The following is a 17,698-nucleotide window of genomic DNA, read 5'->3' on the forward strand; positions in this document are numbered from 1 at the left end:
TTGGTATTCTTACCGTTGGCGAGTGGAAGAGTATCATAAAATTTTGAAATCTGGTTGTCAAGTAGAGCGATACAGACTTGCTGCTGATAGCATGAAAACTTTGCTTGGGTTCTTGGCGGTAATAGCTGTTGAATTATTGCAGTTAACTTATTTACATCGCACCCAGCCGGACTTAGCAGCTATTGAAATTCTTAATCCCCTTCAGATTAAGCTTTTGAAAGCTAAATCTCCTAAACTACCTAAGGTCTTAACAGTTAGTTGGGCTGTGGTCGCAGTTGCTCGTTTAGGTGGCTATTTAGAGCATCGACATCAAACTCCAATTGGCATTCAAGTACTGTGGCGAGGTTGGTTAAAATTACACGACCTCTGCGAGGGTTGGCAGCTTGCTATAGAGACTTAACGGGAAAAGTCAGGATCTATTAGCCCTTACATAAGTCAAGGCTTACTTGCATTAAGTAAAAAACATATCCATACCAGTCCGAATAATTTCTATACATTTCTATTTCGGAAAGAGAAATATCTAGTTCCCTATTTACTGCTACATTATCTTTATATTTATTGCGTAAAACCTCTATTCTTTCCTCCACAGGGGTATAGTAATTGTCCCACCATGCCGATTCAGCAAGAACAAAATGACCTACTTTCAGATATCCTGAATCTTCTACAATCTTAAGGTTATTTTCAATCGACTTCATTTGTGGGTAGTTGGCTTCCCAAAATTTCTTTACTTCAGTAGGAGGATTTGACTTCAGCCAAGATAATTCCGAGACGACTAGATACCCTCCTTTGTTAAGAAAAGGTTGCCAGGTTTTAAGCCCCTGCTCAAAGCCAATAATATAAATAGCACCTTCTGACCAAATTAAGTCAAAACTATTTGCTTCAAACTTCAAGGAAAACATTGATGCGTTGACTGTGACAACTCGATCTGAAACTCCTTGGGATAGCGATCGCCGCTTCAATTCCTCTAAAAAAGGTTGATGGTTATCCACCGCAGTAATTTTACCATCTGTAAGTTTAGCTAGTTCAAGAGTTTGCATTCCTGATCCACAGCCAATATCCAAAATGGATGGTTTTGGTGGTAATGTCAACAGGGAAAAGGCTTTTCGTGTCGAATAGTTGTCACCTGGACTTTCTCTAGGAAGGTTTTGATGAATCTCAAAAAAAATATTCATAATACACAAATTATCGCTTTGCTTAGGTTCGTAGTGAGCGCTTAAGCGCTTACTACAAACAGGAATTAAAGAGGACTAAGAATATAAAATTACAGCCCGACTAGTACCAGCAGGAAGCATCACATTGTTTCCTGTAACTGGTAAAGACTTCCCATCTACCGTAACTGAACGAACATCACCAAATCGACAAGGATAAATGTAACTCACATTATTTGGTGGAGGTTGCAAAATTTGAATCTCCACACGCTTGGCAGTAGAATCATAAATCAGTTCAAATCCAAAGTTACTACCAAAGATCGTTGGTGCATTCCTCACCCTGATTGATTCGCCATTTTCCAACCAATGGGGCATAACACCAGGTGCTAGATAAATCTGCGGATTGTGATCTTCATCTGCTTCAAAAAACAGGATATCCCTGAGCAGCAACATGAACTCGGCACAAGCCCAACCATGAGGAATGTCTCCCATATACCACCATCGGTTGGGAACTTCTGCAAAATCCTTGGCAATGGGATAGCAATGCTGTTCATTCCAAGCACCGATAACTGCCTGCCACTGGTTTTGAGGATTGCCATCCTGACGGCTAACTTGAGCATAAGCTGCATTCACCGACCAAGAAAGACATTTATCCATCCGCTCTACATCTCCAATCAGCAAAAACGCATGTGCTAATTGGAGAGTTAGATAGGGACCATAACAATTCCATGCTGAATCATGACGGAAGCCACCGTCAATAAAATGATGCCAAATTGTTTCCAATGTTATTCGGCAAGCTTGGTCTATATCTTCTCCCAGTTTTGCGCCCATGTACAAGCGGCAAGGGTGGAAGTATGCCAGGATGCCAATCATGGTAGAATCGAGTCGTCCCACATCCCCAGGTCCAGTGGGAATAAAGGTTTCCCAAAATCCTCTGCGTCTTTGTTCTGTCAGTACCCAACGAATCGAATCGGCTGTAGCACGCTTGAGATCATCATAAGCTCCCCAAATTTCGCCTGCTGGTACACCAATTCTTTCAGCTAGTTTCGCAGCTTCCCACAAACCGGCTAATCCCCAAAAATCATCCCAGTAGTGAGGTTTATCTTTATCACCAATATGTTCGGCACTCCAACCGCTATGTAGTAAGCCAAAGGAACTGCGATTATCACGCAACCAGCGAGCGCCTTCAATTACATAAGGCGAAAACATACCTGCGCCAAAATTGTTACCGTTACCACGAATTCTATCAAAGCGTCCAATAGCCCAAAGTGCTTGACCATTACTATCCCATTCGTAGTCATTTTTTTCATGCTCTCCACCAAAGAATCCATAGAGCGAGACTGGTCCCCATGTTTTACGATCTAAGCTGAAGATTTTTTTGTAATGATTGCCAAACTGTTCCTCAGCTAGGTTTTGATCCCCGCTTAAGGCGCAAGCAATACCTTCTACAGACGAGTCTCTCACCCAAAATGAATCGTATATAGTAGGACCTGGGTGAATTTGACCATTGTCAGAGAGCATGAGAATATTAGCACGGCAAATCCGGAACAGGTCAAAAAGATGTTTTACCTTCTTGGGTAGAGAAGTTTGGAAGCCTTCTCGATTTAGCTTATTTGTCCAAAAGTTGCGGTTGTTTTTCTCCAAGTCATCCGGATTGGCTGCTTTCAGTTCCAGTAAGTCATCAGAATCGCGATAGTCATCTACCGGAAGTTGGATATTGAGAGAAAATGTGGATGTTGATGTTAGTTGCATGGACCAGGCAAATACACCTGTACATAGTCCTGCAACATAGTCTTGTGCTAAATCTTGTCCATTTAAAGCACCTTTAGTGATTAAGTCTTGGAAAGGACTGTTGTCTAAGTATATTTCTGGGTTATATGAACGAGATTGATTTCCATATATACCATATTGTGTAGGAGGTTTGTCAAACACGGGACCCCAAGTAGTGGAGTTAATTTTTACTTGTTGCTCTGACTGTAAATATTCAAGCACCGTAATTAGTCGAGAAGATTTCCTACCGGCTTTATCATGTCTTTCAAATCCTGTTGCTCCAATTGGCGAGACACAAACACATAACCAAGCCTGGGCAGATGTTGAACCGGAAAGTCGCGCTTGAAGTCGAGCCAGTACGACGCTTCTTTGACGTAACCCTACAGTGGTGGCGATGGATGATTGTTGTATTTCAATCCCCATAGGCGATCGGTATCGCGTGACTACCACAGGAAGATATCCGTCCTCTAACTCTTGTTCCAGAGATGATGCTTCTGCCAACTGCGGTAAATGCACTTGTTTTGTGTTGGGATCAAAGACGAAGAAGCTTATGGTATAGTTGTCATAAACAGGCTCAATTTCGCCAGCTTGTCCCACTAAGCTTTCTTGGTGATGGTCTTTAACACTAATCATGTTCCAGTAGCGATAGTTGGCGTTTGATGCAAAGGCTCCTTCTTTTGAGGAGAAAAGACCACTATCATAGGAGTCGCTCCAATTGCGAAAATATTGTTGCACCCACCACGGCAACGGTAATCTCGCTCCCCTGTCGATTCTAAATTTTGAGCGCCACATCACTTCGTAAAACATCCACTCGTGTGTTTCAGCCATGAAGCATCTCCTCGTGATTGGATTTTATCTATGTAAACAAAAATTGCCAGATGTTAATTATCGCATCACAACCTAATATGATATAATGCTTTCCTTAAAAGAAACTGACCCATGCCACAAGATATCGCCGTTGAATTCCGGAATGTCACTTTTAGTCGCAACCAGCGTCCTTTGGTGTCGAACCTCAACTTCAGCATTTACAAGGGAGAAGCATTAGTATTGCTTGGGCGCAGTGGTAGCGGTAAAACCACGACGATGAAATTAATCAACCGCTTGTTTATACCCACTCAAGGCGAAGTTTTATTTGATGGTATGAGTACAACCCGGTGGGATGAAATTAAACTGCGGCGCAAAATTGGGTATGTGATTCAAGAAACTGGATTGTTTCCTCATTTTACTGTAGAACGTAATGTGGGTTTGGTTCCAACTCTAGAAGGTTGGAAACCCAAACAAATTAAAACACGGGCATATGAACTTTTGCACCTGGTTGGGTTAGAGCCAGAAAAATTTGCGCAAAGATACCCTCACGAATTGTCTGGAGGGCAAAGACAACGAGTTGGTGTGGCAAGGGCGCTAGCTGCAGATCCTCCAGTGTTGTTAATGGATGAACCTTTTGGCGCACTCGATCCAATTACGCGGTTAGAATTACAACAAGAGTTTAAACGGTTGCAGCAGGAATTAGGTAAGACGGTTGTGTTTGTTACTCATGATATTCAGGAAGCTTTTGTTTTGGCATCGCGAATTGGGTTAATGTATGGGGGAGAATTGGTAGTGCTGGGTACACGAGATGAATTTTTGCACTCGCAACATCCAGAGAGTCTTGCTTTTCTCCAATGTCTGAAATCGTTTTCTATATGAGTAATTTCTTTTTAATTAAGTATGGTGCGGAAATTTGGGAACGCACTTTGGAGCATTTGTTATTAGTGGCTATTTCGATTGGTGTTGCTACTGTTGTGAGTATTCCTTTGGGTATATTGATTACTCGTCGTCAAAATCTGCGTACACCTGTTTTGGCGATCGCGAATATTTTGCAAACTATTCCTAGTTTAGCGTTGTTTGGTTTACTGATTCCTGTACCTGTGATTGGAGGAATTGGGCGCAATCCGGCTATTGTTGCTTTAATTTTGTATTCTCTTCTGCCAATTATTCGCAATACCTATACTGGGATTGCTGGTGTTGATCCGGCGATTAGCGAAGCTGGGCGGGGTATGGGTATGACTGATAGGCAGTTGTTGTTTCAGGTGGAGATTCCTTTGGCTATGGGTGTGATTCTGGCGGGGTGCGGGTGGCGACGGTGATTGCGATTGGGATTGCAACTATTGCTGCGGCTATTGGTGCTGGGGGTTTGGGTGAGTTGATTTTTCGCGGTATTTCTGCGGTGAATGATCAGTTGATTTTGGCTGGGGCTGTTCCTGCTGCTGGTGTTGCTTTGTTGGCTGATTGGGGGATTGGTTGGTTTGAGGGGAGGTTGAGGGTTAAGTAGTGTCAGGAGTTGATTAAGAGTTAATAAACCGCGAAGACGCTAAGGGCGCGAAGAAAGAGAGATGAAGAGATTTTTTACTTTTTTCTTTTTAACTTTTGTTTTGGTTTTGGGTGTTGTTGGTTGTAATTTGATATCGAATGGTGGGGGTGGTGATTTTGTGGTGGCTTCTAAGGGTTTTACTGAGCAAGATATTTTAAGTGAACTTTTGGCTCAACAGGTTGAGGCGACTACTGGTTTGAGGGTTGGGCGTGTTCGTTTTACTGGTGCTTTGGTTACTCATGGTGCGATCGCCTCTGGTAAGGTTGATGCTTATGTTGAGTATAGTGGTACTGCTTTTACTGTGATTTTGAAGGAGAAGGTGGTTAATGATGCGAAGGTGGTTTATGCGCGGTTGAAGGAAGCTTATGCGCGGCGGTTTGATTTGGAGGTGATGGGGTCTTTGGGGTTTGAAAATACTTTTGCTATGATTATACGCGGCGAAGATGCTAGGCGCTACAATATTAAAACTTTGTCGTCTGCTGCTCGGTTTACTCCTCGATGGCGCGGTGGTTTTGGTTATGAGTTTGTTGAACGAGAGGATGGTTTTCCTGGTTTGGCTAAAGTTTATGGGTTTCGCTTTGCGAAATCTCCTCGAATTATGGATTTGGGTTTGATTTATCGGGCATTGCTACAAAAGCAAGTTGATATTATTAATGGGAATTCTACTGATGGGCAAATTTCTCGTTTGGGTTTGGTGGTGCTTGAGGATGATTTGAAGTATTTTCCTCCTTATGAAGCTGTGCCAATTGTTCGTCGGGCAACTTTGCAGAAGTATCCTCAGTTACGGCAGGAGATCGCTTCTCTCGTTGGACTTATTTCTGCTGATGAAATGCGGCAGTTGAATTATTTGGTTGAGGGTGAGTTACGTGATGTTAAAGATGTTGTACGGGAGTTTCGTCAGAAGAAAGGTTTGTAAAAATCACTATTATTATGATTTAATAATTATAATTTATGCTTACTTTCCTCATCTACCAACGAATGGTACATATGAAGAAGAATTTACTGAAAAATATTAAAATTTCACTAAAGGCTGTAATAATAGGGACATGTGTAGCTGGTGGTAGTGTCTTTGCTCAAACGCTAACCTTGCCACAAAATTTGATTGGCTTTACCTCTCCTGAAGGGGAAAAGTTATTGGTTGAAAGTAAATCAAGAGATGATTTCTTTCCTCTTAGTATGCAGTTTGTCACGCAAGTTAATCAGGCATATTGTGGAGTTGCTAGTATTGTTATGGTGCTGAATAGTTTGGGTATTCCTGCACCGGAATCACCTCAATATAAGCCTTATCGTGTGTTTACTCAAGAAAACTTTTTTAATAATGAAGCGACACGCAAAGTACTCAGCCCAGAGGTAGTTGCTCGTCAAGGTATGACTCTAAATGAAATAGGAAAATTTGTCGCAAGCTATGGTGTTAACGTTAAGGTTGTCCACGCTGCTGACACTAATATGGCAGATTTTAGAAAACAGGTATCAGCTAATTTACAACAACCTGGTAATTTTGTCTTGGTTAACTATTTACGTAAGGAAATAGGTCAAGAAAAAGGTGGTCATATTTCTCCTTTGGCAGCATATAATGAGCAAACTGATAGATTTTTAATTCTGGATGTTGCTCGTTATAAATATCCGCCTGTTTGGGTGAAGACAGCAGATTTGTGGAAGGCAATGGCAACGCTTGATTCAACTTCGGGTAAGACAAGAGGATTTGTATTTGTCAGTCGATGAGAATGCTAATCATTATCCAAGCATTTAGTGTTGATTAGCACTGATGCATTAACTATACAACTATCTTAACAAAAATTAGTATATCCATATACGACGAATGCCACCCTTTACTGTATTGTTGTTGTAACTCCACCAACATAAAATATAACAAAACTTATGGATTTCCCACGGGTTGGTCAGGTTGCTCTTGCATTATTGACTGAGTTTGGGTTTAAGGTATTAGGTGCTATACTTCTATGGATCGTTGGTCAGAAATTAATTGATTTTGGAATCAAGCTGATCCGACGGGGTTTTAGAACCCAGCATGTCGATCCAACAATAGTCACTTATCTTCTCAATTTCATTGGTGTAACGCTCAGAATTATTCTGGTTGTTGCGCTGCTTGGCTTTTTTGGAATTGAAACCACCTCCTTCGCAGCGTTGTTAGCGGCAGCAGGTGTTGCTATTGGTGCCGCATGGGGTGGGCTACTGGCAAACTTTGCCGCAGGTGCGTTTTTAGTAATTTTTCGTCCATTCAAAGTTGGTGATTTCATCACAGCGGCAGGCGTTACAGGTACTGTGGTAGAAATTGGACTTTTTGTCACAAGTATCAATACACTTGACAATGTACTGAATATTGTTGGCAACAACAAAATCTTTGCGGATAATATCCAGAACTTTTCTGCAAATCCTTACCGTCGCGTTGATTTAGTGGCTCAACTCCATCACAATGTCGATCACAATGAAGCTATCCGCTTTTTGAAAGTGAAAGTTAGCCAAATTCCCAATGTTCTCACAAACCCAGCACCAGAAATAGATATTCTGGAGTTCACTCTGCAAGGACCTGTACTAGCGGTACGTCCTTACTGCAATAATGACCATTATTGGCAGGTATATTTTGATACTAATAAGACGATTCGCGAAACTTTTGGCGAAGCAGGATATCCAGCCCCCGAACACTTTGTGTTACAAAAATTAGCGCACGTATAATACAGACTGTGCGATCGCAATGCTCTCAAATCCCCAACTTATAAAAGAAGTTGGGGATTTTACTTTCATCGGGTATTTACCCAGTTAATAGTAGGGAAATAACCCATTAAATTTGAATGCTACTTCTCTAAGATATAAAACATCAAGCTTCTAGCTCTACGCCAGGTATAGAAGCTTTGATTTACCAAGATATTGTGTATATTTTCGATCAAAAACTCAACATAGGAGCGAAGCTATGGCGCTTTCAAGACTCCAAGACTTTGAGGCAAGTTCCCGTCGCTCTTTAAAAGAGCATGAATTGATGCAGTTAGATGTCTACACCACTCAACAGGAGAAGGTAGGGCAAGTAATAGATGTCTTAGTTGATGAAGCTGGGCATTCTCAATACCTGGTTGTCAACCTTAATACGGTAGATAAACAGGTACTATTACCCTACAATGAATCTCAGATTGACGAAACGACGCAAAGCATCTACATTAATAGACTGACAGAGGCTCAACTAGCTGAGTTAATGGTTGATAACCCAACTAATAATGTAGTAGCAAGTGTTTTAGACGAGGAAGTAACGACTTGTTATTACCCGTTGTAAGGGCGTAACGCATTAACTGCTATATACTTACAACAATAGTTATACAATAAAAAGGAGTGAGTTGCACGCCAACGCTTGCAACTCAATCCTGCCAAAAGCACAACCTTAGCACAGCAACTATGAAAGTGAGCTATGCTTGAAAAACCCTCACAGATGGGATAGGCGTTGAATTTCCACCTCACAATTATGCGGTGGTACTGAGATTATTACCTGAGTTGTAGCCCCAACCAGGTGACTATCTCTTTTTACAGAAATATTATCCTAATACTCTTGCAGGTACTGGTGTTGTGATACTTGCAAACCCCCTAGAGGTTGATTTAGCTTTTGCAGAAGATCCAGTTTCTCCTCTGATTGCGAATCCTGAAGTATCAGTTAAGGCAATAGCATTTGGACCAGCACTAACTGCATCTGCATCTGCATCTGCGTAGAACTCTGCATAGCCACCTGCAATTGTAGCAGCACTTACGTCAGAAATATCTTCCACTAAGGTTAGATCAAAAATATTCATGGTTTTTACCTGGTAGATGATTCGGTTTTGATGCAGAAAACATCGTCAGCTTCTTTTATGTGAATCTGTTTTCTGTCTTCTACATAAAGTACGGTAAATCAATCGGTTAAAAGTATTTATCTATCTAAAGTATGATATTGCTACAAACACACCCGGACAAGCGGAACCGATTGAATTTGGTTTAAACCTTTGTACAGCAAAGTATACAAGAGTTTATTACCTACAGAGAAAATTCTAAAATAAGTTTTTTTTTTAATACACAATTTTCTGTGTAAAAAGTTTAATGGCGATCGCAACGCCTTGAGACTGAGATCCCCAACTTCTTTGAAAAGTCGGGGATCTCGTTGTTTAATCGCACAGATACTTGTCACTTTTTGTCACATTGGGATTAGTCTTGAGATAATCCCGTAGCCAATCGCAACCTTGCACAAGCAATTCATTGACATCCGAACCTTGTAGCTTGATACCTTGTTTGCGCCAAAGTTTAATTGTTCTATCTCCACTAGCAGAAGCAATTGTTTTACCATCAGGGCTAACACTTACATAGTTGACACCAGCTCTATGCCCTTGCAAAGTACAGAGTACTTGACCGTCTTTACTCCAGAATTTAATGGTACTATCAAGACTAGCCGAAACTATGGTTCTGCTGTCAGGACTAAACCTGATGCAGTTGACACCATTAGTATGCCCTTGTAGAGTTCTGAGCAAAGTACCGTTTTTACTCCAAAGTTTGATGGTGTTGTCAGAACTAGCTGAGGCTATGATCCTACCATCTGGACTAAACTTCACGCTATTAACACCAAAACTATGTCCACAAAGGGTTTTCAGAAAAGTACCGTCTTTAGTCCATAGTTCTCCGTTTTTAGTCCATAGTCTCACAGTTTCATCAGTACTGCCAGAGGCAATAATCTCTCCATCGGGGCTGAAACACACGCTTAAAACTGGTTTGCTATGCCCAGATAAAGTTTTGAGCAGTCTACCGTCACGACTCCAAAGTTTAATCGTTCTGTCACCACTAGCAGAAACAATGGTCTTACTATCGGGACTAAATGCTACACTAAATACTTGATCGCTATGCCCAGATAAAGTTTTGAGTAGTTTACCGTCGCGAGTCCACAATTTCACAGTTGTATCATCACTGGCAGAAGCAATTAACTTGCCATCCGGGCTAAAAACTACATCCCAAACAATGCCGCGATGTGCTTGAATAGTTTCTAGCAAAGTACCGTCTGTACTCCAGATTTTGATAGTTCTTTGCGCTGCCGAAACAATTCGTTCGCGATCGCGACTAAAATTAACACTTGTTACACTATTAGTGTGACCTTCTAGGCGATTACACTCTTGCACTTCACTGACTGCTTGGTGTATCCTATTCACAATATTAAGTTGAGTAGCAGGTGTTAACTCAGCTTCTTGTAACTGTTTAAGCGCCTTAACGGCTGCAAGTAACCCTCCTAATTGATCGTGAGAAAGAAACAAAGCTTGAGATAAAGAAACCAACGCTTCCATTTCGGCAACTTCTGCTCGCTTGCGTTCTTCCTGTTCTTTATGCAATGCTTTTTCCAGTTGTTTGAGCGTGTCTCGCAATTGTTCTTCTGTTTGTTTCTGTTGTTCTTTTGCTGCTGCTAACTCTGCCCATAGCGCGGGAGCTTGTTGTTGACGAATAAAACGCACTAAATAATCATGAATAAGTTGATAGCGCTTAGCACATGCTTCTGGCACAAGAAATACTAATCCTGCTCCAACTAAAACCTGTAAAACTAAATCTAAATTATCAATTTCGACAGCTAAATCTAAAGCTTCTAAATCAGCTACTAATTCACTATTAGTTTTTAAAGGACGAGTACCATTTTCATCTGTTAATAAATACAAAACTAACCTGGCAGCACGTTCATTAGGCGCTCCACAGTCTTGAATTGCTGCTTCTAAAAAATGTTCAACTAGTTTTTCTTTATTACCTATTTGATGATATTTTTCTAAAGTGGTAATTTTATCTGTTTGCAATTGCGCACCCACTATTTGTAGTTCAATCGGACGTATTTCTCCAAAACATGCTAAATCCTCTACTAATTTATCAACTAGCGCTGGTTCTAAATATAAGTGGGTTCGTTCCGTTAAACTTTCAATTACTGCCTTGGCATCTTGAGGTGAAAAATTTCCTAAATAATAGCGAATATTTTTATCCAGTATGTTGTTATTAATTACATCCAGATTTATCAGTCGTTCCCATTCTAATAAATAATGTAAATAATCTTCTCGTAATGATAAAATTATTTTAAGATATGGAATATTAAGGCAATCACGCAAGAATTCATAAAACTGTCTTCGTTGATTTTGCTCCGGATACTCAAAGAAAAACTCTTCAAACTGATCAAATATTAAAACAGTTAACAAATTACAATTGGCATTTTGCCGCAACTGTTGTAAAATATCATCTACCTGTTGTAGAGACGCGAAATTTCGCGTCTCTACATTATCTGTCAAACACCGGGCTAAAGTTTTCACCCAATCTCTATAAACTCGTAACAAAACAGGTAAAGCATCTCGTTCACCAATAGATTGCTGTTTGAGTGCTGGTAATAAACCAGCTTTCAAAATTGAACTTTTACCAACTCCTGATTGACCGTGAATTACTATGAGTTTATGATCGTTACGACTAATTCTTTCCAATAATCGATTAATATCTTGTTGTCTACCAGAAGCGGCAATTTCTTGTGCCACGATCGCCTGGTGTTCAGCTTGAAGCTGTGCCGCATTAATGATACTATATTGTTGCGGATGCAAGTGAGCAGCCCCGATAAAAGCCCGTAAACCATACTGATACTCAATAGAAATTTGCTCTTGCTTAATCTCAAAAGCTTTGAGATATTCACCATTGTCGAAGTAAAGCGATCGCAACTTTTCTAAAATCCGAATATAAACTACTGGCTCACACTGAGGGTTACTTTCATTTCTAGCTCTTTTCAGGTTAAGAACTGCTTCTTTTATTTCACCTAACGACTGTTGTGCTTGTGCTAATATCAAACGATATTTCCCAAAATAATGAGATTTTAAGTTATGAATATTAGCTAAAATTCTTAAAGTTTTCTGTGCCAGTTGCTGTGCTTCATCCCAACTTGACTGCGCTAAAGCCACCTCAGCCAAAAATCCGTAAGCTTGGGCTACTTGTAATTGAGAACCATGTTTATGATGTAGTTTCAAAGATTGTTCGACAACACTTTGTAATGTATCCCATTCTTCTAAATATTGCAGAACTTCACATAATTTAGTGATATGCTGAGCAACTAAGTCAAGACGATTAGCTTGTGCAAACGTATCAAGACATTGCTGTAAATAATAACGACTTTCCTGCCAAAAACGAATATTTTCTAACAGATTTTGTTCAGCCTTGCGGCAATATACCAAACCGATATGCAGCAGTAAAACACCCTGCCTTTCCAAAAATTGTTGCGTATATTCTGTAGAGACGCCCCGGTGGGGCGTCTCCATCATATTCGTAGTAAAAACAGACAAAATGCTTACCTTAAATCCAGAATCCTGCTCAGGATAAAACGTACCAAAATTTCCTCTGCCTTTATAGCTAGTATTACTCCAACCAGAATGCATAGCACGCAATTCCTCCCCCATCTCCTCCACTCCCTCTCTCCCCCACTCCCCATCTCCCCCACTCACAGGCTCAAGCAGCTGCTGTTGCCAAAAACTCAAACTGTGTTGATAGTGTTGCAAAGCCGATTCAGGTCGATTAAGCTGGTATTCATGCAACCCAATCACAAACTCCAGACTAGCTTGAATATCAGCATCTAAAACTTGTTCACGGTTTTGCAAATCTCGAAGCGCCGTTTGGAGTTGCCAGCAAATTTCTGGATTAGGATTAGTATTACCTGCAAATATTTCATCAGTTTTTTTCCGCAAGAAGTTGACTAACTCATCGCTAGAACTTTTAAATCCAATTGTTGTTGCCCAATTCTCAAAATCAGTTGCCAATCTAATTAGCTTTTGCAAAACTTGATCATTTACCCAAAGCAGCAAAGGAAACGAGAAATTTTTTCTAAACTCCTCCCGTACAAAGTTAGCAGAAGTTAAAACCGTATCCAAGTCTTTTACCGACTCCAAACCAAAAACCATCACAGCATTTGGCTGTTCATCTCCCAATTCGGCAAGTATAGTAGTATATAGAGTTTTAACAGAAGCAGGTAAAGTAATTTCACTGATTTTCAAGCTGGATAGCTGATGCAGGCGTTGTGCCATTTGCTGGCGTAAATCAGCGTAGTTACAACGCACCAAAATCAGCGAAAATTGACCTTGAGAAAGCCTAATAGCTCGGTTCAAAGTCTGCAAAGATTGTTCGTTGGCGATGGCTACATCTTCAGAATTAGTCATATCGAGCTACAACTTACTAGCAAATTCTGGAGCTTCTGCCAAAATGGGATTGATATCAAACCAAGAGCCCTCATAATCCCGGTATTCAAATACAAACATATTACGGATTAAAACTTGATATCCTTCCTCTCCTTTTAAGGTTTTCTCCCGAGCCACTTCACGCAGCATTTCCCATTCATAGCTTGTGATTGCCAAAGTTAGCTCATTACGGCGTTGTCTAATTACACCTTCGACGCATTCCCGTGAAAGTGGCGGATCTTCTCTTTGCAAACAACGATATAGTAGCATCAGCAGGTTCCGCACATGCCCCCCACTAATTAAACAAAGCCTTTCTAAAGTATAAGGACTATCAAAAACTTCTGTAATTAAATCAAGCCTTTTTTCTACACTAACATTAGGAAAAGCTCTTGCCATCAACATTTGTTGCAAATGAGCAATGCCTTCATCACAGATAGAACCGTTACGTAACTGTACTGGTACCATTGGTAGTACTTTAGGATCTACCCCAAAACGGTTTGTTAGCCTTCCCAAGGCGCTGGAAAAAATTAATACTAAGGGAATTGTGTAAACTACATGACAGTTTAGCTGATTTAACTGTTCTCCTCGTTCTACAAATAAATATTCTGGTTGGTAGTATCCTGAGGGTTTGAGGGAGTTATCCACGCGATCGAGGTTATCGACAATTACCACCAGTCCTTTTTTACCTTGCTGTTTGAGTTTTTCTTGCGCTGGTTGGAGTAACTCTTGATTTATTGCTTCTAATATGTTATTGGTACGAGGCTCGAGATATTGCCTGAGTTGATTGCGCAGCTTGGGGCTATCTTTGGTTCTTGCTGTAATTCTCGCAATACCCACAGATAACTCAGCTTCAGAAAGTTCCATTGGTGGTGAAAGCAAAAGCTGGGCAATTTCTGTGAACAGTTTTTGAAAGTATCCTGGTTTTAAATTGATTTGACTGGCTTCTAGGCTTTGACTAACGGAACGTGCTACACTTAGTAAAATATCTGTAACATCAACATCTGCCATATCCAGGCTTTGACTAGACTCAAAATAAACTACGTGAAATCCCTGAGCTTCTAACTCAGCCTTGAGCCTTAGTAACTCAGTAGATTTGCCACAGCCGATATGTCCTGTAAACAATTGGCATGTAGGGTTATCAGGAGAAAGGCGGGTGATGGTTCGTCCCAATTCTTGGATAATTTTACCACCACGTACCGAAGAAAAATCAATATAATAAAGTCGGTCTTCTGCTTGCCCCACAGCTAACGTTTTACTAGGGTTACAAGCTTGAAAAAACCTGGTTAAATCTAATTGCATAGCAGCTTACCTTCAAAGACTCAGCCCCACGGTGCAGCCTCATTACTCAATATTCTACAAACGAATAAGTTGCCATTCCAGTAAATTTGAGTTAATTGTGGACAAGAAATTGAGTTATCAGGCGTCGTATTTTTCCAGAATTCTCTGATACCATTATTGGCGGAGATTTCCGGCAAACTTCGGAAAATTAGTTGAATATAACTTAGGCGCTATTACTTAAAGGAGAATTGAAATGGGGCTTAGTGATGGTCTCTTAGACGAGAATAAAAAGAATATGGTTGTGGCTGACTGTACGAAGTTGCTAGACACCCAGGTGGCTGCCATGAAAGGTGTTTCTGGTATTGCCATGAAAGCCGGCTACACTGCTATAAAGGGGATTGCGCCTGGTTATTGCGCCGACGCGATCGAACGACTTCTGCCAGAATGGTTTACAGCACTCGATCCCATGTGGAGTGAGGGTACACAGACGGGAGATCCTGCTAATCACCTGATTCAGAATCGCGATCGCACTGCCGATGCTCTACTTTCTGTCACCGACGGCAGGATCGAGAAAAGCACCAACAATACCGTGCGCGGTTTGTATAATAAGTTTCGTAATTCAGCGAAGAAACATGTAGAAGACGCAGTACCGGACTTAGCTATAATTATCGATAAATATACCAAAGTCTAAACGGTTTAGTTGAATGCGATCGCACATTTGAACCCCCCTGCCCCCCGAGGATCGGGAGGTTGAGTGCCCCCCAACATACCGGGTGGTTGGGGGGATCGTAGCGGGCAATCACACTGCTAACCGAGCAGTATTAGGGTGCGTGCGATCGCGCCAAGTACTACTGTTAGTTTGAATTATCTTCTCCCAAGTCATCCTGTAGTTTCAGTATTCCAAAACTAATCTGAATGGCTATATCCACTTTTTCCATAGTTTCTGGGTTGAGATTACCCAGATGTTTAATCAGCCTTTGCTTGTCAATTGAACGGATTTGATTGAGGAGTGCAACTGAATCAACTTCTAAACCCCCTTCCGGGGATTTAATCAAAATTTCCGTGGGATACAAAGATTCTTCAAATTTGGAAGTGATAGCAGCGACAATAGTGATAGGACTGTACTGATTGGAAATATCATTTTGCAAGATTAAAGCTGGACGAGTCTTTTTAATCTCTGCACCAATAGTAGGATCGAAATTGACTAAATACACTTCACCGCGTCTTGGGTATGTCACTTTTCGTTTTTCTGACACGCTTCTTCTTCCAAATCAAACCATTCTTCAGCTAGTGCCAAATCACGCTCAGCCCTACGGATAGCTCCTTCTTTCAACTGTTCTCTCAGATCGGCTAATGCTTTTTGAGCAATGTAGTATTGCACAGCTTCATTGATAAATCGACTGCGATCGCCCTTTTGAGTCACTCTGTCAATCAGTTGTATCGTCTCGTCTGGTAAGGTGATATTCAGCCTGCGATGCATAATTGTTCAAAATCGTTACATTTCTATTATACACATTTATGATGTGTATAGCTTATCTACATTTTTAATTTTACCAAACTATGATGAATAAAACTTACTAGCAGAAAATGGCAAAAAATGCTAGTCATGGCAACCCACCATCGACTTTCATGCAGATGTCCATGAAGTACGGACAGTTCCATCCCATCCGGAACTCGTGTTGGCGGCTACGGCGCGAGGGCTGGCTGTAAGTAGAGATAGAGGGAATTCTTGGAGCTTTTCACGCGCAAACCTACATGCTGCCTATGCACGAGCCATAGCAGTATGTGGAGAAACCATTTTGATGAGTGCTTCTACGGGTCCGGATGGTGGGAAAGCAGCTATCTATCGACACCCGCTTGACAAGCCTGGAGCCTTCTCTAAGTGTGAGCAAGGGCTACCAGAATGGTTTAATGACAATATTAACACGGGAACTCTTGCCATTTCAGGAAATCTAGCTGCTTTTGGAACCACTGACGGTGAGATATTTTTCTCTGACGATGTTGGCAACAGTTGGAAGCGAATTGCAGTCGATTTAGCTCCAATCTGCTGTCTTAATCTTATATGACTCGTTGTTCAATCATGGGTGACGCGATCCCAAGGACACAGCTTAGCTCGCTTTTGCGTAACCTTTGTTACATTGCGCTTGGCAGTGGTATATGCCTCTGAGATTGGCTAACGCTTTCTTGATATAGTATTGTATAGCTTCATTGATAAATCGACTGCTTTCGTGTAGAGTTTCCTATATAACCATCAGTATAATTACGCAAATGAAATTATCTATGGCTGTTGCAGGAGCAGCGATTATAACTCTCTTAACTGTAGGTATAGCCCCAGTTCAAGCTGTTGTGTTAGACTTCAGATTTACTACCTCTAGTGGCGCAACAGGTTCGTTTACCTTAGATACAGACACTCCCCCCTCTCCCGAGCCAGGTTCACTTGCACCGGATGCACCTGAGGTTCCAGCGATTTTATACCCAAGAGCAGTATCAAACTACTCTTTTTCATCGTCCTATCTAAATTTGAACAACGACACTGCTGACTGGATTGCTGCCCCATTCCTTAGTTCTGGAGCGATTGGTTTACCTGCTAACTTGGGGGTTTTTAGCGGTGTTAATTATCCATCTGGATGTGTAACCGGATCGACGAGTTCCTCCTGTTTATTAGCCCTTGTTTCATTTTACTCAGGAAACCTTTCAGAGCTTCCCGTACTTTCCGATAATCCACTTTCCTATTCTAATGGTCTTGGTGTTAGTTTCTTTGATGCAATAACTCAACAGGTGCTTATTCGTGAAGATATTACCAATTTTCAAGTTGTTCGTCTCCAACCTATCCCTGAACCGAACTTTAGCTGGAGTTTATTAGCTTTTGGTATCGGTGGCATAGGGTTCCAAGTCTTACCTAAGATGAGCAGAAGTGGTAAGGTTGCATAAGGGATCGATGGACAACTCAATGATAAATCGATTGC

Annotated in this window: 15 protein-coding genes and 2 pseudogenes; 10 read left to right on the top strand and 7 right to left on the bottom strand. The window is 41.1% G+C overall.

The features are described from left to right. Nucleotides 1-400, top strand: a pseudogene (locus ICL16_RS06670) (IS4 family transposase); the annotation flags it as partial. Nucleotides 401-419: 19 nt separating this feature from the next. Here ICL16_RS06670 and ICL16_RS06675 read toward each other — a convergent pair. Beyond that, the gene (locus ICL16_RS06675; protein WP_190826079.1) at nt 420-1,172 is read right to left on the bottom strand and encodes a class I SAM-dependent methyltransferase; all 753 of its coding nucleotides are present in this window, start codon (nt 1,170-1,172) and stop codon (nt 420-422) included. A gap of 75 nt (nt 1,173-1,247) precedes the next feature. Next, nucleotides 1,248-3,746, bottom strand: coding sequence for a hypothetical protein (locus ICL16_RS06680; protein WP_190826080.1), 2,499 nt, complete (start codon nt 3,744-3,746; stop codon nt 1,248-1,250). 111 nt (nt 3,747-3,857) lie between these two features. Between ICL16_RS06680 and ICL16_RS06685 the strand changes: the two genes are divergently transcribed. The 6 genes and pseudogenes from ICL16_RS06685 to ICL16_RS06710 all read left to right on the top strand — a co-directional run bounded on the left by ICL16_RS06685 (nt 3,858) and on the right by ICL16_RS06710 (nt 8,548). Next, nucleotides 3,858-4,604, top strand: coding sequence for an ATP-binding cassette domain-containing protein (locus ICL16_RS06685; RefSeq protein WP_190826081.1), 747 nt, complete (start codon nt 3,858-3,860; stop codon nt 4,602-4,604). Further along, a pseudogene (locus ICL16_RS06690) lies at nt 4,601-5,229 on the top strand (ABC transporter permease). The gene ICL16_RS06685 and the pseudogene ICL16_RS06690 overlap by 4 nt, the downstream one beginning before the upstream one ends. 61 nt (nt 5,230-5,290) lie before the next feature. Beyond that, nucleotides 5,291-6,184, top strand: coding sequence for a glycine betaine ABC transporter substrate-binding protein (locus tag ICL16_RS06695; RefSeq protein WP_190826082.1), 894 nt, complete (start codon nt 5,291-5,293; stop codon nt 6,182-6,184). Between the two features lie 71 nt (nt 6,185-6,255). Next, the gene (locus ICL16_RS06700) at nt 6,256-6,990 is read left to right on the top strand and encodes a phytochelatin synthase family protein (RefSeq protein WP_190826083.1); all 735 of its coding nucleotides are present in this window, start codon (nt 6,256-6,258) and stop codon (nt 6,988-6,990) included. A 156-nt stretch (nt 6,991-7,146) separates the two neighbouring features. Further along, the gene (locus ICL16_RS06705; RefSeq protein ID WP_190826084.1) at nt 7,147-7,959 is read left to right on the top strand and encodes a mechanosensitive ion channel family protein; all 813 of its coding nucleotides are present in this window, start codon (nt 7,147-7,149) and stop codon (nt 7,957-7,959) included. Nucleotides 7,960-8,194: 235 nt separating this feature from the next. Beyond that, nucleotides 8,195-8,548 (top strand): PRC-barrel domain-containing protein, encoded by a 354-nt coding sequence (locus ICL16_RS06710; RefSeq protein WP_190826085.1) that lies wholly within the window; start codon nt 8,195-8,197, stop codon nt 8,546-8,548. A 256-nt stretch (nt 8,549-8,804) separates the two neighbouring features. On the opposite strand, the gene ICL16_RS06715 is transcribed toward ICL16_RS06710, so the two are convergent. The 3 genes from ICL16_RS06715 to ICL16_RS06725 form a co-directional block, all read right to left on the bottom strand. Next, nucleotides 8,805-9,056, bottom strand: coding sequence for a hypothetical protein (locus ICL16_RS06715; RefSeq protein ID WP_190826086.1), 252 nt, complete (start codon nt 9,054-9,056; stop codon nt 8,805-8,807). 348 nt (nt 9,057-9,404) lie between these two features. After that, nucleotides 9,405-13,436, bottom strand: a complete 4,032-nt coding sequence (locus ICL16_RS06720) for an nSTAND1 domain-containing NTPase (RefSeq protein WP_190826087.1) — start codon at nt 13,434-13,436, stop codon at nt 9,405-9,407. Between the two features lie 6 nt (nt 13,437-13,442). Next, a complete protein-coding gene (locus ICL16_RS06725; RefSeq protein WP_190826088.1) occupies nt 13,443-14,753 on the bottom strand; it encodes an ATP-binding protein in 1,311 nt (436 codons plus the stop codon). A gap of 232 nt (nt 14,754-14,985) precedes the next feature. Between ICL16_RS06725 and ICL16_RS06730 the strand changes: the two genes are divergently transcribed. Further along, nucleotides 14,986-15,423, top strand: a complete 438-nt coding sequence (locus ICL16_RS06730; protein ID WP_190826089.1) for a DUF6918 family protein — start codon at nt 14,986-14,988, stop codon at nt 15,421-15,423. A gap of 163 nt (nt 15,424-15,586) precedes the next feature. Here ICL16_RS06730 and ICL16_RS06735 read toward each other — a convergent pair whose 3' ends face one another. Next, complete coding sequence (locus ICL16_RS06735; protein ID WP_190826090.1) at nt 15,587-15,988, bottom strand: type II toxin-antitoxin system PemK/MazF family toxin; 402 nt, start codon at nt 15,986-15,988, stop codon at nt 15,587-15,589. Next, nucleotides 15,967-16,212 (bottom strand): ribbon-helix-helix domain-containing protein, encoded by a 246-nt coding sequence (locus ICL16_RS06740; RefSeq protein WP_190826244.1) that lies wholly within the window; start codon nt 16,210-16,212, stop codon nt 15,967-15,969. Before ICL16_RS06740 ends, ICL16_RS06735 begins: the two co-directional genes overlap by 22 nt. A gap of 322 nt (nt 16,213-16,534) precedes the next feature. Here ICL16_RS06740 and ICL16_RS06745 point away from each other — a divergent pair, with 322 nt between their 5' ends. After that, nucleotides 16,535-16,798: a hypothetical protein gene (locus tag ICL16_RS06745; RefSeq protein ID WP_190826091.1), complete on the top strand. Its 264-nt coding sequence runs from the start codon at nt 16,535-16,537 to the stop codon at nt 16,796-16,798. 202 nt (nt 16,799-17,000) lie between these two features. Beyond that, nucleotides 17,001-17,663, top strand: a complete 663-nt coding sequence (locus ICL16_RS06750) for a hypothetical protein (protein WP_190826092.1) — start codon at nt 17,001-17,003, stop codon at nt 17,661-17,663. Nucleotides 17,664-17,698: the final 35 nt, after the last annotated feature.

The organism is Iningainema tapete BLCC-T55 (assembly GCF_014698965.1).
GTDB lineage: Bacteria > Cyanobacteriota > Cyanobacteriia > Cyanobacteriales > Nostocaceae > Iningainema > Iningainema tapete.